This is a genomic window from Microvirga flocculans ATCC BAA-817, assembly GCF_000518665.1.
In the GTDB taxonomy this organism is placed as follows: domain Bacteria; phylum Pseudomonadota; class Alphaproteobacteria; order Rhizobiales; family Beijerinckiaceae; genus Microvirga; species Microvirga flocculans.
This window is the reverse complement of record NZ_JAEA01000011.1, coordinates 19589-43212: the sequence shown is the minus strand read 5'-3', so window position 1 is coordinate 43212 and position 23624 is coordinate 19589. Positions and strand designations below refer to the sequence as shown.

Sequence of the window (23624 nt, the reverse complement as noted above, 5' to 3'; positions counted from 1 at the left end):
AGGGCTGTTTCCACGGGCGTGGAATCAGCTCTTTTCCTTGGCAGGCCGCATTTTTGACGGCGAACTGGAACCACTTCGCCGAAAACGCTCTGGTGCCAAAAGAAAAAGCAAGGCTTTCGCCTTGCCTGAACTGCCTTTTGGCATTTTTTTGATCCCTGGCTTCTTTCGCCCTGCGCTTGTCTGGCGCTTGGGGACCTTGTTCCTCCCGAAACTCGGACCGTAGCCTCTGACCTTGAAGGTCTAAGACGTTACAACGACGTTTATAGTCAGCTTCCCTTAGGGTGTCACCTTTTGTAGGCAGGCCCTGATGCATTTTTCGGCAGTTAATGTATTCATCTTTGGTCTAATCCACCTTGCCGCAGGCCCGCGAGGGCGATGACAGCTTGTCTTTTGCCCGAGCCCTGTGTTGTGTGCTGGAAACGAGTCGTTACCCTTTTCACTTTCGATCGAGATTCAAAGGCGTCCCATGCGTTTGAGCCGCTACTTCCTCCCCATTCTACGCGAGACGCCGAAAGAGGCGGAGATCGTCTCCCACCGCCTGATGCTGCGCGCCGGCATGATCCGTCAGGAATCGGCGGGTATCTACGCTTGGCTGCCGCTGGGGCTGCGGGTACTGAACAAGGTCAATGCCATCGTCCGCGAGGAGCAGAACCGCTCGGGCGCCATCGAACTGCTGATGCCCACGATCCAGTCGGCGGATCTCTGGCGCGAGTCGGGGCGCTACGACGCCTACGGCAAGGAAATGCTGCGCATCCAGGACCGGCATGACCGCGAGATGCTCTTCGGCCCGACCAACGAGGAAATGATTACGGAGATCTTCCGGGGCTATGTGCGCTCCTACAAGGATCTGCCGCTGAACCTCTACCATATCCAGTGGAAGTTCCGTGACGAGGTGCGCCCGCGCTTCGGCGTGATGCGCTCGCGCGAGTTCCTGATGAAGGACGCCTATTCCTTCGACCTGGATCAGGCCGGCGCCGTGCATTCCTACAACAAGATGTTCGTGGCTTACTTGCGCACCTTCGCCCGCATGGGTCTGAAGGCGATCCCGATGCGCGCCGACACGGGCCCCATCGGCGGCAACCTGAGCCATGAATTCATCATCCTGGCCTCGACCGGCGAGAGCGAGGTGTTCTGCCACGCGGATTACCTGAACTACGAGATCCCCTCCGCGGACACGAATTTCGACGACATTCCCGGCCTCCAGAGCACCGTCGACAAGTGGACGTCGCTCTATGCCGCAACCTCGGAAATGCATGATGAGGCTGCCTTCGATGCCGTTCCCGCCGACAAGAAGATGTCGGCGCGGGGCATCGAGGTCGGTCACATCTTCTATTTCGGAACCAAGTATTCCGAGCCCATGGGCGCCAAGGTCATGGGGCCGGACGGTCAGGAGAAGCCTGTCCATATGGGCTCCTACGGCATCGGTCCGAGCCGCCTGATCGCCGCGATCATCGAGGCGAGCCACGATGAGAACGGCATCATCTGGCCGGAGGCGGTAGCCCCCTTCGACGTGGCAATCCTGAATCTCAAGGCGGGCGATTCCGCCACCGATGCGGCCAGCGAGCGCCTGTATCGCGAGCTGAGCGCCGCCGGGCGGGACGTGCTCTACGACGACCGGGACGAGCGGCCGGGCGGCAAGTTCGCCACGGCCGACCTGATCGGCGTGCCCTGGCAGGTGCTGATCGGCCCGAAGGGGCTCGCCGAAGGCAAGGTAGAGCTGAAGCGCCGCGCCACCGGCGAGCGCGAAATGCTGTCGCTCGAAGATGTCGCCGCCCGCCTGAGCCGCCATAAATAAGCAGCCATGGCCAAGGCAGCAGAAGCCGGGACGGCGCCCTCAGGAACGAAACCCTTCTCGCTCTTCGAGTGGATGCTCGCGGGGCGCTACCTGCGCACGCGCCGCCGGGAAGGTTTCGTGTCGGTCATCGCCGGTTTCTCGTTCCTCGGCATCATGCTCGGCGTCGCCACGCTCATCGTGGTGCTCTCGGTCATGAACGGGTTCCGGAAGGAACTGCTCGACAAGATCGTGGGCATCAACGGCCACATCTTCGTGGCGCCGCTGGAAAGCCCGCTCACCGATTATCCGGAAGTGGCGGCGCGCATCGCCGCCGTGCCCGGCGTGAAGCGCGCCATTCCGCTCGTTGAAGGCCAGGCCTTCGGCTCCTCGCAATACAACGGCAGTGGCGTTCTGGTTCGCGGAATCCGCGCGGAGGATCTTCAGAAGATCGACCACATCGCCGGCAATATCCGCCAGGGCTCGCTCGATGGTTTCGAGGACGGGGAGGGGGTGGCCATCGGACGGCGCCTCGCCGACGCCCTGTCGCTCCAGGCGGGCGACACCCTGACGCTCATCACGCCGCGCGGCGCCTCCACGCCCTTCGGGACCGCGCCGCGCGTGAAGGGCTATCCCGTGAAGGCGGTCTTCGAGATCGGCATGTCGGAGTTCGACTCCACCTTCGTGTTCATGCCGCTCACCGAGGCGCAGAACTATTTCAACCGCCAGAACGACGTGCAGCTGATCGAGGTCTATCTCGACAATGCGGACAAGGTGGACGAGGCGCGGGCCGCGATCGAGGAGGCGGCCGCCCGACCCATCCTGATGACGGACTGGCGGCAGCGCAACCGCACCTTCTTCGGGGCGCTCGAGGTGGAGCGGAACGTGATGTTCCTCATTCTCACGCTCATCGTGCTCGTGGCGGCGCTCAACATCATTTCCGGGCTCATCATGCTCGTGAAGGACAAGTCGGAGGATATCGCGATCCTGCGCACCATGGGGGCCACGCGCGGCGCCATCATGCGCGTGTTTCTGATCACCGGCGCGTCGATCGGAATCGTGGGAACGATAGCGGGCTTCGGCCTCGGTCTGCTGCTCGCGCTCAATGTCGAGACGATCCGCGACGTGATTTCGCGGCTGACCAACACCAATCTCTTCCCCGCCGAGCTCTACTTCCTGAGCCGGCTCCCGGCCGAGGTGAACCCGACCGAGGTCGCGACCATTCTCATCATGGCCATGGTGCTGTCGCTCCTGGCGACCCTCTATCCCTCCTGGCGGGCCGCGAAGCTCGATCCCGTCGAGGGGCTGCGTTACGGATAAGTATGTCGCCGACCCAGTCTCAACCCGCCCTGTACCTGTCCAAAGTCGAGCGCCGCTACCCGCAAGGGGACAGCTTTCTCGACGTGCTGCGTGGCGCCGATCTTGCGATCTGGCCCGGCGAGATCGTGGCCCTCGTCGCGCCCTCGGGCACGGGCAAGTCGACCCTGCTCCATGTCGCAGGCTTGCTCGAGCGTCCCGATGGAGGCGAGGTCTTCGTCGGCTCCAAGCCGACGGCCTCCATGAACGATCAGGAGCGCACGCGCATCCGGCGCGAAGATCTCGGGTTCGTCTATCAGTTTCACCATCTCCTTCCGGAATTCTCGGCCCTGGAGAACGTGGTGATCCCCCAGCTCATCCGCGGCCTGCCCAAGGCGGAAGCCCAGGAGCGGGGGCGGCAGCTCCTGACCTTCCTCGGCTTGGGAAAGCGCCTCGATCATCGCCCCGGCGAGCTGTCCGGCGGCGAGCAGCAGCGTGTGGCCATCGCCCGCGCGGTGGCCAATGCGCCGCGTCTGCTCCTGGCCGACGAGCCCACCGGCAATCTCGATCCGCATACCGCAGATCGCGTCTTCCAGACGCTCGTCGCCATCGTCAGGGCCTCCAAGCTCGCGGCCCTCATCGCGACCCACAACATGGACCTTGCCGCGCGCATGGATCGCCGCGTGACCATCCGAGACGGCCTTATCGTGCAGTTGCCGTAAGGGGCCGCTTTCGAGGCTGGACGGGGCGCAAGGAAGATCGTTTCGCGCTTCAAAGGGGCTTCGGTCCGCCCCATTCATTCTTCCTCGGGAAAAATCGGCTTTGGCCGTCTCTGAAGGCACGAGCGGCTTTCCGAGCGCGCCCACGCGCCCTTATGACAACGCGTCTCGCCGGATTTTAAGGGTTTGTTGACTCCGTCCCCGGTGCAGCCTCTTCACAGGCTTTACACAGAACATCCAATGAACAAATATGAACATATTGGGAACACGGAGATCAGATCATGCTTCGCTTCATCCTCGAGACCACCGCCGAAATCGCATCGTTGGCAATCTTCGGGTCTGCCGTGGCAATCTGGGCTCTGGTTCTTTCTCCCATCGCCTGATACCGGAAATCCACATTAACCCACCGAGATTCACAGGAACATCGTCCTTCGGACGACCTGTAAAGCTCTCTCAGAACAGAATCGTGCCAGAATGCGCGCCATTGACGAGTAGAGTTTCATGGCGCGCATTCTTCAAGACATCGGCTTCGTTCATCTGCATGTGCACTCCTCGTATTCGCTGCTCGAGGGGGCATTGAAGATTGCGCAACTGGCCAAACTCGCTGCGGCAGACAAGCAGCCGGCCCTGGCGCTCACCGACACCAACAATCTCTTCGGGGCTCTCGAGTTCTCCGAGAAAATGGCGGGCAGCGGCATCCAGCCCATCGCCGGCGTCCAGCTGTCGGTTTGCTTCGAGGAGCCGGATCCCGTCGCCCGCGTCGTGCCTCAGCCCGCCAATATCGTTCTGCTCGCCCAGACGGAGGAGGGGTATCGCAACCTCATGCGCCTCGTGAGCCATGCCTATTTCGGCGTGCCGCTGGGCGAGAATCCCCGTGTCATGGCGCCTGTGCTGGCCGGTCACAGCGAGGGAATCATTGCGCTGACGGGCGGATTCACAGGCCCCCTGGACAGCGCGCTGCGCGACGGCGGGCGGCAGGATCTGGCGCAGGCGCGGCTCGATATCCTCAAGAGCGCCTTCGGCCATCAGCTCTATGTCGAGATCCAGCGTCACGGGCTGGAGGACGAGCGCCTGATCGAAGGCGAGCTGCTGGCGCTTGCGGATCGCAACGGCCTGCCCATCGTCGCCGCGAACGAACCTTTCTTCTCGTCGGCGAAGGATTACGAGGCGCATGATGCGCTGCTCGCGATTGCGGAGGGGCAGATCGTCTCCAACGACAATCGCCGCCGTCTCTCGCCGGAGCATTCGTTCAAGACGCGCCAGCAGATGATGGAGCTCTTCGCGGATCTGCCGGATGCGCTGCAGGCCAGCGTCGAGATCGCCATGCGCTGCTCCGCCCGCGTGAAAACGCGCAAGCCCATTCTGCCGAATTTCGGCATCGGTCCCGACGCGGCGAACCTCGACGAAGGAGAGGAGCTGGAACGGCAGGCCAAGGAAGGCCTCGTCAAGCGCCTGGCCGCGCACGGGCCTGCGCCGGGCCTGACAGAGCAGGATTATCACGACAGGCTCGCATTCGAAGTCGGCATCATCCGCAAGATGAAGTTCCCCGGCTACTTCCTGATCGTGTCGGACTTCATCAAGTGGGCGAAGGACCATGACATCCCCGTCGGCCCGGGCCGCGGTTCGGGCGCGGGTTCGCTGGTCGCCTATGCGCTGACCATCACCGATCTCGACCCCTTGCGGTTCAGCCTGCTGTTCGAGCGCTTCCTCAATCCCGAACGCGTGTCGATGCCCGACTTCGATATCGACTTCTGCGTCGATAACCGGGAGCGCGTGATCGAATACGTGCAGAAGCGCTATGGCGAGGAGCAGGTCGCGCAGATCATCACCTTCGGTACGCTGCTTGCCCGCGGCGTCATGCGCGACGTCGGCCGTGTGCTCGAAATGCCTTATGGCCAGGTGGACAAGCTCACCAAGCTCGTGCCGCAGAACCCGGCCAACCCCGTCACGCTCGCGCAGGCCATCGAAGGCGAGCCGAAGCTGCAGGCCGCCATCGAGGAGGAGCCCGTCGTCAAGCGCATGCTCGACATCGCGCAGAAGCTCGAGGGACTCCACCGGCACGCGTCGACCCACGCCGCCGGCGTCGTGATCGGCGACCGTCCGCTGCAGGAATTGGTGCCGCTCTACCGAGACCCGAAGACCGGCATGCGCGTGACCCAGTACAACATGAAATGGGTCGAGCAGGCGGGCCTCGTGAAGTTCGACTTCCTCGGCCTCAAGACGCTCACCGTGCTGCGCACGGCGGTGGACCTCATCAAGCGCAAGGGCATCCATATCGATCTCTCGGCCCTGCCGCTCGACGACCGCAAGACCTACGAGATGCTCCGGCGCGGCGAGACGGTCGGCGTGTTCCAGGTGGAATCGGTGGGCATGCGCAAGGCCCTCGTCGAAATGGAGACCGACCGTTTCGAGGACATCATCGCCCTCGTGGCGCTCTACCGTCCGGGCCCCATGGCGAATATCCCGGTCTATTGCGCCCGTAAGCTCGGCAAGGACGAACACAACAAGAAGGACTGGTATCCTCACGACAAGCTCGAGCCGATCCTGCGCGAAACCTTCGGCATCATCGTCTACCAGGAGCAGGTGATGGAGGTCGCCAAGGTGCTCGCCGGCTACTCGCTCGGCGACGCCGACCTCCTGCGCCGCGCCATGGGCAAGAAGATCAAGGCCGAGATGGACGCGCAGCGCGAGCGGTTCGTCTCAGGTGCCGCTCAGGGCGGGCTCGACAAGGCGAAGGCGAACGAGATCTTCGACCTTCTCGCGAAGTTCGCGGATTACGGCTTCAACAAGAGCCACGCGGCCGCCTATGCGCTCGTGGCCTTCCAGACCGCGTATCTGAAGGCCAATTACCCGGTCGAGTTCCTGGCCGCGTCCATGACGCTCGATCTCGACAACACGGACAAGCTCGCGGAATTCCGCCGCGAAGCGCAGCGCCTGGGGTTCAAGGTCATCCCGCCCTCCATCAACCGCTCGGGCGTGGTGTTCGACGTGCAATACGACGCGGAAGGCAAGGGGCAGATCCTCTATGCCCTCGCCGCCGTCAAAGGCGTCGGCCGCCAGGCCATCGAGAGCGTTGTCGAGGCGCGCGGAGACGAGCCTTTCAAGGACCTCGCCGATTTTGCCCGCCGCATGAACCCGCGCATGCTCAACAAGCGCACGTTGGAAAACCTGATCGCGGCCGGCGCCTTCGACGAGCTGGAGCCGGACCGGGCCAAGGCCTGCGCCTCCATCGACGCCATGATGAGCCTCGCCCAGCAATCCCACGAGGCGGCCAATGGCGGCATGATGGACATGTTCGGCGGCGTGGCCTCGGCGGATGTGCAGCTGCGCATCGGCCCCTATGAACCCTGGCCGGCCGCCGAGAGGCTGCAGCGCGAATACGATGCCGTCGGCTTCTTCCTCTCGGGCCATCCGCTCGACGAATACGGCGATCTGCTCCAGAAGCTGCGGGTCCAGACCTGGGCCGATTTCTGCCGCTCGGTGAAGGCGGGCAATTCGGTCGGCAAGGTGGCCGCGACGGTGCTCGACCGGCAGGAGCGGCGCACCAAGACCGGCAACAAGATGGGAATCCTCACCCTCTCGGATCAGACCGGCCAGTTCGAGGCCATCATCTTCTCGGAAGGCCTCATGAGATTCCGCGACGTGCTGGAGCCCGGCTCCGCCGTGGTTCTGATGCTGCAGGCCGGGATCGAGGGCGAGGAGGTGAGGGCGCGCATCGGCACCGCCGAGCCCCTGGAGGAAGCCCTGGCCAAGTACCAGAAGGGCATGCGCATCTTCCTGCGGGACGAGCGCCCCATCGCCAGCGTCTACGAGCGCCTGCGGGCCAAGGGCGAGGGGGAGGTCTCTCTGGTCCTGATTCTCGACGAAGGCGACCGGGAGGTCGAGGTCAGGCTCCCGGGCAAGTACATGGCGACGCCCCAGATCGCGGGGGCCCTCCGTGCGGTGCCGGGGGTGGTGGATGTGCAGATGAGCTGAGTCTCGTATTGTCCTGCCCCGAATCGGATTGAAAAGAGAGAGCGAGAATGGAGGCATGGGCCGACACTGCCAGAGCGGGCATCGCCGTGCCGGTCCCATCCGAAAGGGCCGCTCAGCCCGAAAAGCTTCTTTCCGTTCAAGCCTTGCGGGCCGTCGCGGCTCTGCTGGTACTCGTCTATCACATCGCCAACCATGCCGCGGTCATCAACCATGTCGAAAGCGTGTTCGACCCTGCGCGCCATTTCGGGTTTGCAGGAGTTGACCTTTTCTTCGTGATCTCCGGCTTCATCATGATCCACACGAGCCGGCACCTGGTCGGTCGGAGCGAGGAGCGGCTGCCTTTCATCTGGCGGCGCCTGACCAGGATTTACCCCATCTATTGGGTCGTCTGGATCGGGTCGGGGGTGCTGATTTCCGTTCTCGGTTCGAAGGGGTGTTATCAAACCGATGCCCTGCTGAACCACGTCAAATCGTTTCTGCTGCTGCCGACCACGACGGACCATTGCTTCGTGACGCAAGCCTGGACGTTGAACTACGAAGTATATTTCTATCTGATCTTCGCCCTTGTTTTCTTCCTGCCCGCTCGCCTTGCTTTGCTCCTCTCCGTGGCTTGGGCGGCATACTCTTTCGTCGCGACCTTCCTGCTGCCCTCGATCAGCCCGAAGGAACTGCGCGTCTTCAACGGGTTCAATCTGTATTTCATGTTGGGGTGCCTCATAGCCCTTGTGCCGCGCGGCTTCCTCGTCCGCCTTGCATGGCCGCTCCTGGTCCTTGGTTGTTCGTTTTTTGTTCTCTCTGCGGTTATGGTCGCAACCGATGGTGTAAAGGTCGGCAATGTGGGGAATCGCTTCATCTTGTTCGGGATCTCCAGCGGCATCGTGCTTTCCGGAGCCGTCGGTCTCGAGGCGAGGGGCGTGCTCCGCCCCCCTGCCTGGCTCGTGAGGCTGGGGGATGCCTCATACTCGATCTACCTCACACACCTCGCCGTCATCATCGGAATCGACAAGGCTGTGCGCGCCGCTTTTCCCTGGATGGCGGGCTCCATTCTCTGGGATCTGGCGACGTTTTCCGTCAGCCTTGCCGTCGGCTTGGGGCTGTATCGGAGAGTGGAGCGTCCCATGATGCGGGCTCTGCGGCGGCTCGGGCCGCATTAAACGCCCGGCTCGTTAGGGCCGAGCTTGCAATCGCCTCCCTTTTCCCCTATATGCGCCCGCATCCCACACGCGGAATCCCCTCATGAGCCCATGAGGATACCCCGGTGGCCGGTTCAGCCGGTTCACTGTTCCGCGGAGGTTTAACCGGAGAAAAAAGATGGCGCTTCCTGAATTCTCGATGCGCAGCCTGCTTGAGGCTGGCGCGCACTTTGGCCACCAGGCCCACCGTTGGAACCCGAAGATGGGTCAGTTCATCTTCGGCACCCGCAACAACATCCACATCATCGACCTTGCCCAGACGGTTCCGATGCTGCACCGCGCCCTTCAGGCCGTCAGCGACACGGTGGCCAAGGGCGGCCGCGTGCTCTTCGTCGGCACGAAGCGCCAGGCGGCCGATGCGGTCGCCGATGCGGCCAAGCGTTCGGCTCAGTATTATGTGAACTCCCGCTGGCTCGGCGGCATGCTGACCAACTGGAAGACGATTTCCGGTTCGATCGCCCGCCTGCGCAAGGTCGACGAGATCCTCGCCGGCGGCGGCCAGGGCCTCACGAAGAAAGAGCGCCTCATGCTCGCCCGCGAGAAGGAGAAGCTCGAGCGCGCTCTCGGCGGCATCAAGGACATGGGCGGCACGCCCGACCTGATCTTCGTCATCGACACCAACAAGGAGCAGTTGGCGATCCAGGAGGCCAAGCGCCTCGGCATCCCGGTGGCTGCCATCGTCGATACGAACTGCGACCCGGACGGCATCACCTTCCCGGTTCCGGCCAATGACGACGCCGGCCGTGCCATCTCGCTCTATTGCGATCTGGTCGCCCGCGCCGCCCTCGACGGCATCTCCCGCGGTGCCGGCGAGATGGGCATCGACATCGGCGCGTCCGAGAACCCGATGGCCGAGGAGCTTCCGGCCGGCGACGTTCCGGCTGCTGCCTATGAGGGCGAGCAGTTCGAGCGTCTGGCCGCTCCCCGTGGCGCTCCGGACGACCTGACCAAGCTCAACGGCGTCGGCCCGCAGCTCGAGAAGAAGCTGAACGAAGCCGGCATCTTCCACTACTGGCAGCTCGCCGCCATGCAGCCGGCCGATGTCGCCCAGCTCGACAAGGACCTGAAGCTGAACGGCCGCCTCGAGCGCGACGGCTGGATCAACCAGGCCCGCTCGATGATCGAAGCCGCTGCTGCGTAAGTCGCACGGCGCCGCGCTATGCTGCGCCGCTTGAACGAATGATCGAGCCCGGCGTTCCACGAGCGCCGGGCTCCCTCTATGCGTGAACCTTTGAAAGGAAAAGCCATGGCGAACATTACCGCTGCGATGGTGAAAGAGCTGCGCGAGACGACCAGCGCCGGCATGATGGACTGCAAGGCCGCTCTCGCCGAGACCAAGGGCGACATGGAAGCCGCGATCGACTGGCTCCGTAAGAAGGGCCTCTCGAAGGCCGCCAAGAAGGCCGGCCGCGTGGCCGCCGAGGGCCTCGTCGCCGTCGAGTCGTCGGGGCACACCGCGACGATCCTCGAAGTGAACTCCGAGACGGACTTCGTTGCCCGTAACGACCAGTTCCAGGCCTTCGTCCGCGAAGCCGCCAAGATCGCCCTGAACGGCAACGGCACGATCGAGAACCTCGAAGCCGCTCACTTCCCGGGTTCGCAGACCACCGTGAAGGACCGTCTGCAGGAACTCATCGCCACCATCGGCGAGAACATGACCCTGCGCCGTGTCGCCAAGCTCGAGGTCTCGAAGGGCCTGATCGCCACCTACGTCCACAACGCGGTCGGTGACGGCCTCGGCAAGATCGGCGTCCTCGTGGCGCTCGAGTCCGAGGGCGATGTCGGGGCTCTCGAGACGCTCGGCCGTCAGATCGCCATGCACGTGGCCGCCACCAACCCGGTGGCTCTGGACGCCTCCGGCGTCGACCAGGCGACCATCGAGCGCGAGAGCGCGATCCTGCGCGACAAGAACGCCGGCAAGCCGGATCACGTCATGCAGAAGATCATCGAGAGCGGCCTGAAGAGCTACTTCAAGGAAGTCACCCTCCTTGAGCAGCCCTTCGTGCACGATCCGTCCAAGACCGTGACCCAGGTTCTCAAGGAAGCCGAGTCCAAGGCCGGCAAGCCGGTGGCCCTCAAAGCCTTCGTCCGCTATGCTCTCGGCGAGGGCATCGAGAAGGAGGAGGCTCCGGACTTCGCGGCGGAAGTCGCCGCCCAGGCCGGTCTCAAGGCCTAAATCGAACCTTCGCGAACGGCGGCTCTTCAGCCGCCGTTTTCATGAGAGGATTCGAAAAGAAAGGTCTGATGATGGCAACGTTCCGGCGCATCCTGGTGAAGCTCTCGGGAGAGGCCTTGATGGCTCCCGACGGATACTGGCTCGATCCTCAGATCCTGTCTTCGCTGGCTTCCGATCTGGCGGAAGCGACCCGCGCCGGCTTCGAGATCGCCGTCGTGATCGGCGGCGGCAACATCATCCGGGGCGCCCGCATGAGCTCGGCCGGCTGGATCGACCGTCCCACGGCCGATTCCATGGGCATGCTCGGCACGGTCATGAACTCGCTCGCCATCGAGACGGCTCTGAACGCGGCGGGCGTTCCGGCCCGGACCATGTCGGCGGTCTCCATGCCGACCATCTGCGAAACCTATGCCCGCCAGCCGGCCTTGCACCACCTCGACAAAGGGCAGGTGGTGGTGCTCGCCGGCGGCACGGGTAATCCGTTCTTCACCACCGACACCGCGGCCGTCCTTCGCGCCGCCGAACTGCGCTGCGACGCGGTGCTCAAGGCCACCCAGGTCGACGGCGTTTACTCGGCCGATCCCAAGAAGGACCCGAACGCGGTCCGATTCGACCGGCTGACCCATGACGAGGCCATTGCGAAGGACTTGAAGGTCATGGATACGGCAGCCTTCGCGCTCGCTCGCGAAAGCAAGCTGTCCATCATCGTGGGCTCCGTACATGCTCCGAGCTCCGTGACCGCTCTTCTCCAGGGGAAAGTGCCCTCGACGGTCGTCGCCCCTTGATCCAGGGGCCTTGATGCAGGACCCTGAGCGGCGTAAGCCCGTTTAAATAGTTCGCGTAAGGACCAAAACCGATGGCTACGACCTTTGATCTCGCCGATGTGAAGCGCCGCATGCAGGGCGCCATCAACGCTTTCAAGAACGACCTGGCCAGCCTGCGCACCGGCCGCGCCTCGCCGAATCTGCTCGATCCGATCCAGGTCGATGCCTATGGCGCCATGATGCCGATTTCGCAGGTCGCCACCGTCAACGTTCCGGAGCCGCGCCTGCTCAGCGTGCAGGTCTGGGACCGCGGCATGGTGGCCGCCGTCGAGAAGGCGATCCGTGAATCCGATCTCGGCCTCAACCCGCAGACCGAGGGGCAGGTCATCCGCCTGCGCATCCCCGAGATGAACGAGCAGCGCCGCAAGGAAATGGTGAAGGTCGCGCACAAATACGCCGAAGAGGCGAAGATCGCCGTTCGTCACGTGCGCCGCGACGGGCTCGATCTTCTCAAGAAGCTTGAGAAGGACAGCGCGATTAGCGAGGATGACGGAAAGCGTCATGCCGACCAGGTCCAGAAGGCGACGGACCAGTTCGTGGCCGAGGTCGACACTCTTCTGGCGGCCAAGGAAAAGGAAATCATGCACGTCTGATCTTCAAGACGTGCATCGGGAAGGAAACATGAGCGGCGAAGCCAAACGGTCGGACCCAGGCTTTGCCTGCGCGGGAGCAGGCGAGGGAATGCCTGCCCATGTCGCCATCATCATGGACGGAAACGGCCGTTGGGCCGCACAGAGGGGCCTGCCCCGATTCGAGGGGCACCGCCGTGGGGTCGAGGCCATCCGTCGTGCCGTCCGGACGGCGGGCGACCTGGGGGTCCGTTATCTCACCGTCTACAGCTTCTCCGCCGAAAACTGGAGACGTCCGGCCCAGGAGGTCTCCGACCTCATGGGTCTTCTCAAGCGCTTCGTGCGGCATGATCTCGCCGAACTTCACGCCAACAACATCCGTGTCCGCATCATCGGCGAGCGGGAGGGCTTGGCCTCCGACATCCGGCTCTTGCTGGACGAGGCCGAGCAGCTCACCCGCGCGAATACGGGCCTGACCCTGATCATCGCCTTCAACTACGGCGGGCGCCAGGAGATCGTCGGCGCCATGCGCATCCTGGCCCGCAAGGTGAAGGAGGGGGCGCTCGATCCTGAAGAGATCGATATGGAGACTGTCGAAGCGGCCCTCGATACCCATGGCATACCCGATCCCGATCTCGTCATCAGGACCTCGGGGGAGCAGCGGGTCTCGAATTTTCTGACCTGGCAGACGGCCTATTCCGAATTTGTCTTCCTTCCCTGCTACTGGCCCGATTTCGACGAGGAGGCCTTCAAGGCGGCCATCGACGAGTATTGCAGGCGCGACCGTCGTTTCGGCGGTCTGAGCGCCCGGATGGGCTGACAATGTCCCCAGACGAAGGCTACTCTCTTTGACGTCGAGCCCCACGCCAACCCCATCGACGGAACTCTCGACCCGGGTCGTCTCCGCCATCGTCATGATCGCCGCCGCCCTTCTGGCGGCCTATTGGGGCGGGTGGCCTTTTGCCCTGTTCTGGCTGGCGGCGGGCCTTGCCGTTATGCTCGAATGGACGACGATGACCGGTGCAAGGCCGCTCCGCCCGGTCCAGGCCGTCCTGGGCCTGGGCCTCGCCGGACTGACGCTCCTTCTCCTGACGGAGGCCAGTTTCGGCCTGTTCGTCGCCGCCGCTCTGGTGTTCCCGGCAGTGGCCACGCTGATCACGCAGGGAATGGCTCATAAGGTCTGGGTCGCGTCGAGCTTCCCCTATGCGGCGATCATCGTCCTCGTTCCGCCGATCATGCGCGAACACCCTCATCTGGGCATCTTGGGCCTTTTGTGGATGTTCGCCGTCGTTTGGGCGACGGACATCGCCGCTTACTTCACCGGCCGGGCCCTCGGCGGCCCGAAGCTGTGTCCGCCGATCAGCCCTAAGAAGACCTGGTCCGGCTTCCTCGGGGGCGTCATTGCCGCCGCCCTGAGCGGCGTGCTGGTCGCCTGGATCGGAGAGACCTATGGGCTCGGCCTGCCGCTCGGCCTTCCCGGCATGGCTGTCCTCTCCATCGTCGCCTCCATCGCGAGCCAGATCGGCGATCTGGGGGAATCGGCGCTGAAGCGGCATTGCGATGTAAAGGATTCGAGCCATCTTATACCCGGGCACGGCGGGGTGATGGACAGGCTCGACGGCTTCTGGGCCGTGTGCCTCATCGTCGCCCTCATTCTTCTGCCGTTTCATTTCACTACATAACGATTGATGACCTTTTCTCTCACCATTCTCGGGGCAACCGGTTCGATCGGCCGTTCGACGGCCGATGTCGTTATCGCCCAGCGGGACGCATTCCGCGTCGAAGCCGTCGTCGGCGGAAGGGATGCCCTGGCCCTCGCGCAGGTGGCCCGTCGCCTCGGGGCGCGGTTCGCGGCTCTCGCGGACGAGAGCGGCGGCGAGGCCCTGAAGGAGGCTCTGTCGGGAACCGGCATCGGAAGCGGGGCGGGACAATCCGCCGTCCTCGAAGCCGTCGAGCGTGAGGCGGACACGGTGGTCGCCGCCATCAGCGGAACGGCCGGCCTCGCGCCGACCCATGCCGCGCTGAAGCCGGGCAGGCGGATCGCACTGGCGAACAAGGAAAGCCTTGTCTGCGCGGGGGCGGCCTTCATGGCCGATGTGCGTCGCTTGTGCATCGATCTCCTGCCCGTCGATTCAGAGCACAATGCCCTGGATCACGCCCTGGCCGCAGGCATGAACCGCGATGTGGAAAAAGCCGTCATCACCGCGTCCGGCGGGCCGTTTCGCACCTGGACCCGGGAGCGGATTGCCGGGGCCAGCGCCAAGGAGGCTTCGGCCCATCCCATCTGGTCCATGGGATCGAAGATCAACATCGACTCGGCGACCCTGATGAACAAGGGGCTCGAACTCATCGAGGCCCATCATCTGTTCGACCTTGAGGCCGACCGCCTCGACGTCCTCGTCCATCCCGAGGCCATCGTTCACGGTCTGGTGCAATGGAGCGACGGCGCTGTCACGGCCGGGTTGGCCCTGCCGGATATGAAGGTGCCCATCGCCAACGCCTTGCGCAATGAGCGCCGGCTGCGGATGGACCTGCCGCGTCTCGATCTTGCCGCGATTGGCCGTTTAAGCTTCGACCGCCCTGACGAGGAGCGGTTTCCATGCCTATCTCTCGCGAAAGCCGCGCTCAAGGCTGGAGGGGCCATGCCCACGATCCTGAACGCGGCCAACGAAATCGCCGTCGCGGCGTACGTGGCGGACAGAATCGGATTTTACGATATTTCAGAGATGGTTGAGGCCGTTTGCTCGACTTTTTCTGGAAGGCGACTGGCGGCGCCGGAAACGGTTGCGGAGGCCTTGAATATCGACGAGGAGGCCCGCCGGGCGGCGCGGCAGGCCGTTTCTGCCCATGATCGGACAGCGCGACTTTAAAGGGCGCGAAAGGGACAACAATGGACTTTATTACGATGATCGGTGGCGCGACAGGCTCCCTGTTCCTAACGCTGATCTCCTTCCTGGTGGTTCTGACGGTCGTCGTCTTCATCCACGAATTCGGCCACTTCTGGGTCGGGCGCCTCTGCGGTGTCGGCGTGACGGCCTTCTCCATCGGATTCGGTCCCGAACTGTTCGGCTGGACCGACAAGAAGGGAACCCGCTGGAAGATCTGTGCGATTCCTCTCGGAGGTTACGTAAAGTTCGTGGGGGACCTGAATGCCGCAAGCGTTCCCGATCAGGGGCAGCTCGACCAGATGCCCCTGGAGCAGCGGGCAATCAGCTTTCCTCACCAGAGCGTCGCCAAGCGCGCGGCGATTGTCGCCGCCGGGCCGATTGCCAATTTCGTCCTGGCCATCGCGATCTTCGCCGGCTTCAACTACTTCAGCGGCCGCCTGGTGCTGGAGCCCCGGATCGAGGCCGTCCAGCCGGGGAGCGCGGCTGAGAAGGCGGGCTTCCAGCCCAAGGACCTGATTCTGACCGTTGACGGAAGGACCATCGAGACCTTCGCCGATATGCAGCTGATCGTCAGCTCCAGCGCAGGGGAGCCCCTGGATTTCACGGTCGAGCGCAGCGGACAGGTGGTTTCCCTTACGGCGACCCCGAACTTCGTCGAGCGGACCAGCCCCTTCGGCAAGCAGCGCATCGGCCTGCTGGGCGTCGAAGCCTCCCGGGACCCTTCGGCCATCAAGCGCCTGACATATTCCCCTTGGGGAGCCGTCAAGTCCGCCGTGGTCGAAACCTGGAACCTCGTGGAACGAACCCTCAACTTCGTCCGCCGCCTCGTGATGGGGGTGGAATCGGCCGACCAGCTCTCGGGCCCCATCGGAATCGCCAGGGCTTCGGGCACCGCCTTCGACGTGGGCGGGGTCTACAGCCTCGTCAGCCTGATCGGTTTCATGTCGGTCTCGATTGGGCTCATTAACCTTTTTCCCATTCCGCTCCTGGATGGCGGACACCTTCTGTTCTATGCCATCGAGGCGGTTCGCGGGCGTCCTTTGAGCGAAAAAGCCCAGGAAATCGGCTTCAGAATCGGTTTCGCCCTGGTGGCGATGCTGATGCTGTTCGCCACTTGGAATGATCTTGTTCACCTTGGCAGCAGTTTTATGGCCAGGGGATCGTGACAAGGACGCCACGCCCGTTAAAAATTGGCACTCTGTCGTGGATGGCCGTTTGCAATAACGGCGAAAGTTTGTACAAGCGAGACCACACGGATAAGGTTGGGGGCATTCGTCCCCAGCCAGCGGGGCCTTCCTCGCTAGGGACAAAGATAAAGAACGGGCAGTTGATGATGTCGACGACCAAGCCTCGCCGGAAAAAGCCGGCCACCACCGCCGTTATTGCGATCAGCGCGCTGATGGCCGGGCTGACTGCCGCGGAGGGTGCCTTCGCTCAGCAGGCGGATTCGAGGAATCGCCGCGCCTCTGCCTCGCAGGGGCCGATCGTCAACCGCGTGGTCGTCGAGGGCAACAAGAGGGTCGAGAAGGCCCTCATCGAGGATCAGCTCCGCGCCCGGGCCCGGGCTCCCTACAACCAGGCCGCCGTCGATGCCGACGTCGAGCGTATCCTCGAGATCTACCGCCGTTCCGGTCGCGGTCTCGCCCAGGTGACCCCCCGCATCGTCGATCTCCCCAACGGGACGGTCGACGTGGTCTATACCGTCGTCGAGGGCGACAAGACCGGCGTGAAGGAAATCCGGTTCACCGGTAACAGCCAGATCTCGTCCAGCCGCCTCCGCGGCATCATGCAGACGACCGAGACGAATCTCCTGAGCTTCCTCAAGAGCACCGACGTCTATGATCCGGATCGTCTCGCGAACGATCTCGAGCTGATCCGCCGGTACTACCTGAAGAACGGCTATGCGGACTTCCGCATCGTTTCCAGCGATGTCCAGTTCGACGCCAATGAAGGCGGCTACATCATCAACATCGCCGTCGAGGAGGGTGAGCAGTACAAGGTCGGCAGCGTGAGCGTCGATCCGCGGCTTCCGGGCGTCGATGCCGAGGCCGTGCGCAAGGACATCGTGACCTCCGAGGGCTCCGTCTACAACGCGGAAGCCGTCGAGAAGTCGGTCCAGGCCCTGACCACCAACGTCGCCCGCCAGGGCAATCCGTTTGCCCAGGTTCGCCCGGTCGGCACGCGGGATCCGTCGACCCGGACCGTCAACCTCAGCTACGTGGTCGAGGAAGGTCCGCGGATCTACATCGAGCGGATCAACGTGCGCGGCAACAGCCGCACCCGCGACTACGTCATCCGTCGTGAGTTCGAGCTTGGCGAAGGCGATGCCTACAACCAGGTCCTCGTCGACCGCGCCGAGCGCCGTCTGAACAACCTCGGTTACTTCAAGCGCGTCCGCATTTCCAACGAGCCGGGCTCATCGGCCGACCGCGTGGTCGTGAACGTGGATGTGGAGGATCAGTCCACCGGTTCGTTCTCGATCTCGGGCGGTTACTCCACGGCCGACGGCTTCATCGGCGAGGTCTCCGTCACCGAGACGAACTTCCTGGGTCGCGGTCAGTTCGTCCGCTTGGCCGGCCAGCTCGGCCAGCGCGCCCATGGCATCGACTTCTCGTTCACCGAGCCGTACTTCCTCGGCTACCGGATGTCGGCGGGTATCGACCTGTTCTCGAAGTTCAGCGATCAGACGCGCTATTCCCGCTACGAGAACCGCATGACGGGCGGCACGCTTCGCCTCGGCCTTCCGTTCACGGAAGAGTTCACGGTTACGGCGCGCTACTCGCTCTATCAGCAGGAACTCGATATCCCGAACGATACCGAGAAGCCTTACAACGACTGCGCCGTGCCGATCCCGGGCTATACCCGTCTGGCCGGTGGAGGAATCGCGACCGGCGCTCCCGGCGAAGTCGCCTCCCGCGCCTTCTGCGAAGGCAATGGCGAGGCCTCGCTGGCCATCAAGGAATCGCAGGGTGAGACCCTCACCTCGCTCGCGGGCCTGACCTTCAACTACAACACCCTCGACAACATCCGCGAGCCGCGCAACGGCTTCTACGCGGAAGTCAAGACGGACTTCGCCGGCCTTGGCGGCGACTCGCATTACTTCCGTGTGACCGGCGACGCGCGCTACTACCGCGAGCTGTTCGAGGACGTGGTCGGTATCGCCCGTATCCAGGGCGGTCACATCATGGGCTTCGGCGACAATGGCGTGAACGGCGGCGACCTGCGGATCGTCGACCACTTCTTCATGGGTCCGTCCCTGGTTCGCGGCTTCGCTCCCAACGGCCTCGGCCCGCGTGACATCTCGAGCTACGACAGCAGCGCCAACGCGGTTGGCGGCACGACCTACTTCGGCGGCACGCTCGAAGTTCAGTTCCCGATCTTCGGACTGCCGCGCGAGCTGGGCCTGAAGGGTGCCGTCTTCGCCGATGCCGGTACTCTTTACGGATACGAGGGGCCGACGGTCTTCAATGGCGGCGGCGGCAGCATCCTGGATCCGATCGGCGGGTGCGCCCCGTCGGGTGACCGGCCGCAGAACTGCATCGAGGTTCTCGACAGCGACAAGCTCCGTTCCTCGGTCGGTGCCTCGCTCCTGTGGAGCTCGCCGCTGGGCCCGATCCGCTTCGACTACGCGATTGCGCTCTCGAAGGAAGAGGGCGTTTGGAGAGACGGTGTTCGGGTCGGCGCAGACCGCACCCAGGCCTTCCGCTTCTCGGGTGGCACACGCTTCTAATCGGGGAGGGCGCCATAGAGCGCCCTCACTTATTCTTCATGGCTGAATCGAATTTCTTCCCGCGAAGCCAGACGTTGAACCTGCGTCAGGTGGCGGAGATGGCGAATGTGGCGCTCCCCGACGACACCGACGGGGAGTTTTTGCTTCGTGGGGTAGCGCCTCTGGAAAGCGCGGGTCCGGGTGACCTCGCCTACATGGACAACCCTGCCTATGTGGGCGCTCTGGCGGCCACGCGGGCGAGCGCCTGCCTCGTCACGCCGCGCTTCGCGGCAAAGGTGCCTGCGCATACAATCGCCCTCGTGACGCCCCAGGCCTACAGGGTCTTCGCGCAGGTGCTCGCCGTCCTGTTCCCGTCCGCGATGCGGCCGGAATCCTCCTTCGCCGCAACCGGAATCTCGCCGGGTTCCTTCGTCCATCCGACGGCCCGGCTCGAGCATGGGGTCAAGGTCGACCCGGGTGCCGTCATCGGCCCGCACGCGGAAATCGGAGCGGGAACGCTGATCGGCGCCCATTCCGTCATCGGACCTCACGTCAAGATCGGCCGGGACTGCTCCATTTCCGCTCATGTGAGCGTGTCCCACGCCTATCTCGGCAATCGCGTGATCCTGCATCCCGGGGTTCGCATCGGCCAGGACGGGTTCGGCTTCGCCATGGGGCCTCAGGGACACCTGAAGGTGCCGCAGGTCGGCCGGGTAATCATTCAGGATGACGTTGAGATCGGTGCGAATTCGACCGTGGATCGTGGCGCGAGCCGCGACACCGTGATCGGCGAGGGCACCAAGATCGATAATCTCGTCCAGATCGCCCATAACGTGGTGATCGGCCGTCACTGCGTAATCGTGGCTCAGGTCGGGATCGCCGGCTCCACCACCCTCGAGGATTACGTGGCTCTCGGCGGTCAGGTCGCCGTGAAGGGCCATGTGCGGATCGGCATGGGCGCCCAGATCGCGGCGACCAGCGGGGTCAATGGCGATGTTCCGCCCGGTGCCCGCTGGGGCGGCGCACCCGCACGCCCCATGCGTGAGTGGTTCCGGGAGATCACGGCCCTGAAAAAGCTTGCATCCCGGGGCGATTCCGCCAAAGACGACGACGCGTCTTCATAACGTTCGTTGAAGACATTCACTACCGTCCGGAGTTCACGTCATGTCAGAAGCGCCAAGCACGCTTCAAACCGCCGATATCATGGAGATCCTGGAGCTTCTGCCGCACAGGTATCCGTTCCTCCTGGTCGACAAGATCATCGAGATCGACGGCGACAATTCGTGCATCGGCATCAAGAACGTCACCTTCAATGAGCCACAATTCACGGGCCATTTCCCGACGCGTCCGATCTTCCCGGGCGTTTTCCTGATCGAGGCGATGGCCCAGACGGCGGGGGCCATCTGCGTGAAGGCGAAGATGGCGCAGCAGGCCAAGCCAAAGCAGGTCTTTTTCATGACGATCGACAAGGTGAAGTTCCGCAAGCCGGTAGAGCCTGGCGATCGTGTCGAGTTTCACATGAAGAAGCTCAATAACCGCCGCAACATGTGGTGGTACAAGGGCGAGGCGAAGGTCGACGGCACACTCGTGTGCGAGGCCGAAGTCAGCGCCATGCTGGTGACCGACTGATGGAAACCGTGATTCATCCGACAGCCGTTATCGAGGACGGCGCAAAGATCGGACCGGGCGTGAAGGTCGGGCCGTTCTGCACAATCGGGCCGGAGGTCGAGCTGGGCGAGGGGTGCCAGCTCATGAGTCACGTGGCCCTGGCGGGCCGCACCACCATCGGCCCGCGCACGCGCATCTTCCCGTTCGCCTCCATCGGCCACATTCCGCAGGACCTGAAATACAAGGGCGAGACTTCGACGCTCGAGATCGGCGCCGATTGCACGATCCGCGAAGGCGTGACCATGAATCCCGGCACCGAAGGCGGCGGCTTGCGCACGGTCATCGGCGACCGCTGCACCTTCCTCGCAAATTCCCATGTGGGTCACGATACCAAGGTCGGCAACGACTGCATCCTCTCCAACAACGTGATGCTGGCGGGGCATGTCACGGTCGGCGATTTCGTGATCTTCGGCGGCGGCTCCGCCGTTATCCAGTTCGCCCGCGTGGGCTCGCATGCCTTCGTGGGAGGCATGTCGGGCCTGGAGAACGATCTCATTCCCTATGGCATGGCCATGGGCAACCGGGCGCATCTGGCCGGCCTCAACATCATCGGCCTGCGCCGCCGCGGCTTCACGCGCGAGCAGATCCACGACATCCGGCGCGCTTATCGCCTCTTGTTCGCGGACGAGGGCACCTTGGCCGAGCGCGTCGAGGACGTGGCGGGCGAGTTCGACAACCATCCCTTCGTGCACGAGATCCTCGACTTCATCCGCGCCGGAGGAGACCGGGCGATCTGCACCCCGCGGGAACCCGTCAGCTCGGCCGGATGATGCCCCAAGGCCCCATCGCGATCCTCGCCGGGGCCGGGCAGCTTCCGATCCAGCTCGTGAGCCATCTCGAGCGGACGGGGCAGGAAGTCCGCGTTCTGGCGTTCCGCGGCTTCGCCGAGGCAGAGCTGCAGCGGCGCGCGCATGCCACGGTCGATCTGCTCGACCTCAAGACCATCATGAGCACGCTCGAAGAGTGGCGGCCACAGGCCGTCTCGCTCGTCGGGGCCGTGCGCCGCCCCGGATTCTCCGCGCTTCTGAGCGCCTATTCCCTCCTGCGCAACATGCACGAGGTGAAGGAGGTCATCGCCCGCGGGGACGACCAGGTGCTGCGCGGCGCGGTGATGCTCCTGGAAGAGCGGGGCCATCGGGTCGTCGGCGCTCATGAGCTGGCTCCCGATCTCGTGGCAGCCCGCACGTTGTCCGGCAGCATGCAACCCAATGCCGACGATCGTGAGGCCATTGCCGTGGGGCTCGACCTCCTCGCCGCCCTGTCCGCTTTCGATATCGGCCAGGGCGCCATCGTCGCCCGCAGGCACGTGCTCGCCATCGAGGGGCCCGAGGGCACCGACAGGATGTTGCGGCGGGTGAGGGGTCTTCGCCAGTCCTGGTTCGGGCTGCGTCGCCGCAAGGAAGGCGGCGTGCTGATCAAGGCCGCCAAGCGCGGGCAGGACCTGCGGGTGGACATGCCCACGATCGGCCCCCGAACGATCATCGAGGCCGACAAGGCGGGCCTTTCAGGCATTGCCGTCGGTGCGGGCTCCACCTTCGTGCTGGAGCAGGAGGAAACCCTGCGCACGGCCGACCGCCTCGGCCTGTTCCTCATCGCCGTCGACCTGCCCTGGATGGAGAAGCCACGTGGCTGAGAACAAGCCGCTGACGATCTGGATCGTATCCGGTGAGGAATCGGGCGACCAGCTTGGAGCCAAGCTGATGCGGTCCCTGAAGGCGCGGCTCGGCGCCGGGAGACTGCGCTTCGGTGGCGTGGGCGGGTATGCCATGGCGAAGGAGGGGCTCGTCAGCCTCTTCCCGCTCGAAGACATCGCCGTCATGGGGTTCTCGGCCGTGATCGCGCGGCTGCCCTCCATTCTCAGGCGCATTCGCATGACGGCCGATGCGGTGGTGGCGGCAAAGCCCGACATGCTCGTGATCATCGACAGTCCGGATTTCACGCATCGCGTCGCCCAGGCCGTGCGCCGGCGCGCGCCGGAAATCCCCATCGTCGACTATGTCAGCCCCTCCGTCTGGGCTTGGCGTCCGGGACGGGCGAAGAAGATGCGCGCCTATGTGGATCATCTTCTGGCATTGCTGCCCTTCGAGCCGGAGGCGCATCGACGGCTCGGCGGCCCTCCCACGACTTATGTCGGCCATCCCTTGATCGAACGCCTCGCCGAGATCCGGCCTGCGCAGGGTGAACGCAATCATGCGCCCGGCGAGCCGATCAGGCTCCTCGTTCTGCCCGGCAGTCGCCGCTCCGAGGTCAGCCGCCTGATGGAGCCCTTCGGCGAAGCCCTGTCTCTCTTGAAAGAGCGGTCGCCGCATCCTTTCGAGGTCACGATACCCGCCGTGCCCCATCTCGCGGGCGAGATCAGGGCGCGGGCCGAAAGTTGGAGCGTAAAGCCGAGGATTGTGGAAGGCGAGGCGGCCAAATGGGCCGCTTTCCGTCAGGCCGATGCAGCCCTTGCCGCCTCCGGCACGGTGACGCTGGAACTCGGCCTGTCGGGCGTGCCGATGGTTGTGGCCTACCGGGTCTCGAAGATCGAGGAAGTGCTGAAGTATCTCATCAAGGCACCCTCCATCGTGCTCACCAATCTCGTGCTGGCGGAGAACGTCATTCCCGAGCTGATCCAATGGGACTGCACCCCCGAGAAGCTCGCCGATGCAGTCCTGCCGCTTCTCAGCGACACGCCGGAACGGCAAAGGCAGCTGGAAGCCTTCCGCAAGCTCGACGGGCTCATGCAGATCGGCGACGAAGTTCCGAGCGAACGCTCGGCGCGGATCGTGGCCGAGGTGCTGGCCGCTCGCTCCGCGCAGGTTTAAAGAGCAATATCGGTCAGGCCGGGCAGTGC

General features: G+C 64.1%; 19 protein-coding genes. All 19 read left to right on the top strand.

The features are described 5' to 3' along the window. Positions 1–466 precede the first annotated feature (466 nt). The 19 genes from proS (at position 467) to lpxB (ending at position 23595) form a co-directional block, all read left to right on the top strand. On the top strand, positions 467–1795 hold the full coding sequence (gene proS, locus L879_RS0113465) for a proline--tRNA ligase (RefSeq protein ID WP_027316564.1): 1329 nt from the start codon (positions 467–469) through the stop codon (positions 1793–1795). Between the two features lie 6 nt (positions 1796–1801). Then, positions 1802–3091: a lipoprotein-releasing ABC transporter permease subunit gene (locus tag L879_RS0113460; RefSeq protein ID WP_027316563.1), complete on the top strand. Its 1290-nt coding sequence runs from the start codon at positions 1802–1804 to the stop codon at positions 3089–3091. 2 nt (positions 3092–3093) lie between these two features. Then, on the top strand, positions 3094–3789 hold the full coding sequence (locus tag L879_RS0113455; protein ID WP_027316562.1) for an ABC transporter ATP-binding protein: 696 nt from the start codon (positions 3094–3096) through the stop codon (positions 3787–3789). A gap of 498 nt (positions 3790–4287) precedes the next feature. After that, complete coding sequence (gene dnaE, locus L879_RS0113445; protein WP_027316561.1) at positions 4288–7761, top strand: DNA polymerase III subunit alpha; 3474 nt, start codon at positions 4288–4290, stop codon at positions 7759–7761. 47 nt (positions 7762–7808) lie between these two features. Then, complete coding sequence (locus tag L879_RS0113440) at positions 7809–8915, top strand: acyltransferase family protein (RefSeq protein WP_027316560.1); 1107 nt, start codon at positions 7809–7811, stop codon at positions 8913–8915. A 157-nt stretch (positions 8916–9072) separates the two neighbouring features. Continuing rightward, positions 9073–10095: a 30S ribosomal protein S2 gene (locus L879_RS0113435; RefSeq protein ID WP_027316559.1), complete on the top strand. Its 1023-nt coding sequence runs from the start codon at positions 9073–9075 to the stop codon at positions 10093–10095. A 105-nt stretch (positions 10096–10200) separates the two neighbouring features. Next, positions 10201–11130, top strand: coding sequence for a translation elongation factor Ts (tsf, locus tag L879_RS0113430; protein WP_027316558.1), 930 nt, complete (start codon positions 10201–10203; stop codon positions 11128–11130). A 71-nt stretch (positions 11131–11201) separates the two neighbouring features. Next, positions 11202–11915 carry a UMP kinase gene (gene pyrH / locus L879_RS0113425; protein WP_438268108.1) on the top strand — a complete coding sequence of 238 codons (714 nt, stop codon included), beginning with the start codon at positions 11202–11204 and terminating at the stop codon, positions 11913–11915. Between the two features lie 71 nt (positions 11916–11986). Then, positions 11987–12547 (top strand): ribosome recycling factor, encoded by a 561-nt coding sequence (frr, locus tag L879_RS0113420; RefSeq protein WP_027316556.1) that lies wholly within the window; start codon positions 11987–11989, stop codon positions 12545–12547. A gap of 28 nt (positions 12548–12575) precedes the next feature. Further along, entirely contained in the window at positions 12576–13343 is a 768-nt protein-coding gene (locus tag L879_RS0113415) for an isoprenyl transferase (protein WP_027316555.1), read from the top strand. 28 nt (positions 13344–13371) lie between these two features. After that, positions 13372–14205, top strand: a complete 834-nt coding sequence (locus tag L879_RS21665) for a phosphatidate cytidylyltransferase (RefSeq protein ID WP_035459620.1) — start codon at positions 13372–13374, stop codon at positions 14203–14205. Positions 14206–14211: 6 nt separating this feature from the next. Beyond that, a complete protein-coding gene (gene dxr, locus L879_RS0113405; protein ID WP_027316554.1) occupies positions 14212–15393 on the top strand; it encodes a 1-deoxy-D-xylulose-5-phosphate reductoisomerase in 1182 nt (393 codons plus the stop codon). 20 nt (positions 15394–15413) lie between these two features. Continuing rightward, positions 15414–16577: an RIP metalloprotease RseP gene (gene rseP / locus L879_RS0113400; protein ID WP_027316553.1), complete on the top strand. Its 1164-nt coding sequence runs from the start codon at positions 15414–15416 to the stop codon at positions 16575–16577. A gap of 164 nt (positions 16578–16741) precedes the next feature. Continuing rightward, positions 16742–19141: an outer membrane protein assembly factor BamA gene (gene bamA / locus L879_RS0113395; protein ID WP_027316552.1), complete on the top strand. Its 2400-nt coding sequence runs from the start codon at positions 16742–16744 to the stop codon at positions 19139–19141. Positions 19142–19179: 38 nt separating this feature from the next. After that, positions 19180–20244 carry a UDP-3-O-(3-hydroxymyristoyl)glucosamine N-acyltransferase gene (gene lpxD, locus L879_RS0113390; RefSeq protein ID WP_027316551.1) on the top strand — a complete coding sequence of 355 codons (1065 nt, stop codon included), beginning with the start codon at positions 19180–19182 and terminating at the stop codon, positions 20242–20244. Between the two features lie 40 nt (positions 20245–20284). Continuing rightward, positions 20285–20749 carry a 3-hydroxyacyl-ACP dehydratase FabZ gene (gene fabZ, locus L879_RS0113385; protein WP_027316550.1) on the top strand — a complete coding sequence of 155 codons (465 nt, stop codon included), beginning with the start codon at positions 20285–20287 and terminating at the stop codon, positions 20747–20749. Further along, positions 20746–21558: an acyl-ACP--UDP-N-acetylglucosamine O-acyltransferase gene (gene lpxA, locus L879_RS0113380; protein WP_438268107.1), complete on the top strand. Its 813-nt coding sequence runs from the start codon at positions 20746–20748 to the stop codon at positions 21556–21558. Before fabZ ends, lpxA begins: the two co-directional genes overlap by 4 nt. After that, positions 21558–22421 (top strand): LpxI family protein, encoded by an 864-nt coding sequence (locus L879_RS0113375; RefSeq protein WP_027316548.1) that lies wholly within the window; start codon positions 21558–21560, stop codon positions 22419–22421. Before lpxA ends, L879_RS0113375 begins: the two co-directional genes overlap by 1 nt. Then, entirely contained in the window at positions 22414–23595 is a 1182-nt protein-coding gene (gene lpxB, locus L879_RS0113370) for a lipid-A-disaccharide synthase (RefSeq protein ID WP_027316547.1), read from the top strand. Before L879_RS0113375 ends, lpxB begins: the two co-directional genes overlap by 8 nt. The last annotated feature ends 29 nt before the right edge of the window (positions 23596–23624 follow it).

Coding starts and splice junctions, on each gene's coding strand:
- dnaE (WP_027316561.1), top strand. CDS start 4,288: ATGGCGCGCATTCTTCAAGACATCGGCTTCGTTCATCTGCATGTGCAC.
- L879_RS0113460 (WP_027316563.1), top strand. CDS start 1,802: ATGGCCAAGGCAGCAGAAGCCGGGACGGCGCCCTCAGGAACGAAACCC.
- L879_RS0113455 (WP_027316562.1), top strand. CDS start 3,094: ATGTCGCCGACCCAGTCTCAACCCGCCCTGTACCTGTCCAAAGTCGAG.
- L879_RS0113435 (WP_027316559.1), top strand. CDS start 9,073: ATGGCGCTTCCTGAATTCTCGATGCGCAGCCTGCTTGAGGCTGGCGCG.
- proS (WP_027316564.1), top strand. CDS start 467: ATGCGTTTGAGCCGCTACTTCCTCCCCATTCTACGCGAGACGCCGAAA.
- rseP (WP_027316553.1), top strand. CDS start 15,414: ATGGACTTTATTACGATGATCGGTGGCGCGACAGGCTCCCTGTTCCTA.
- lpxD (WP_027316551.1), top strand. CDS start 19,180: ATGGCTGAATCGAATTTCTTCCCGCGAAGCCAGACGTTGAACCTGCGT.
- L879_RS0113375 (WP_027316548.1), top strand. CDS start 21,558: ATGCCCCAAGGCCCCATCGCGATCCTCGCCGGGGCCGGGCAGCTTCCG.
- tsf (WP_027316558.1), top strand. CDS start 10,201: ATGGCGAACATTACCGCTGCGATGGTGAAAGAGCTGCGCGAGACGACC.
- dxr (WP_027316554.1), top strand. CDS start 14,212: ATGACCTTTTCTCTCACCATTCTCGGGGCAACCGGTTCGATCGGCCGT.
- L879_RS0113440 (WP_027316560.1), top strand. CDS start 7,809: ATGGAGGCATGGGCCGACACTGCCAGAGCGGGCATCGCCGTGCCGGTC.
- L879_RS0113415 (WP_027316555.1), top strand. CDS start 12,576: ATGAGCGGCGAAGCCAAACGGTCGGACCCAGGCTTTGCCTGCGCGGGA.
- pyrH (WP_438268108.1), top strand. CDS start 11,202: ATGGCAACGTTCCGGCGCATCCTGGTGAAGCTCTCGGGAGAGGCCTTG.
- bamA (WP_027316552.1), top strand. CDS start 16,742: ATGATGTCGACGACCAAGCCTCGCCGGAAAAAGCCGGCCACCACCGCC.
- frr (WP_027316556.1), top strand. CDS start 11,987: ATGGCTACGACCTTTGATCTCGCCGATGTGAAGCGCCGCATGCAGGGC.
- fabZ (WP_027316550.1), top strand. CDS start 20,285: ATGTCAGAAGCGCCAAGCACGCTTCAAACCGCCGATATCATGGAGATC.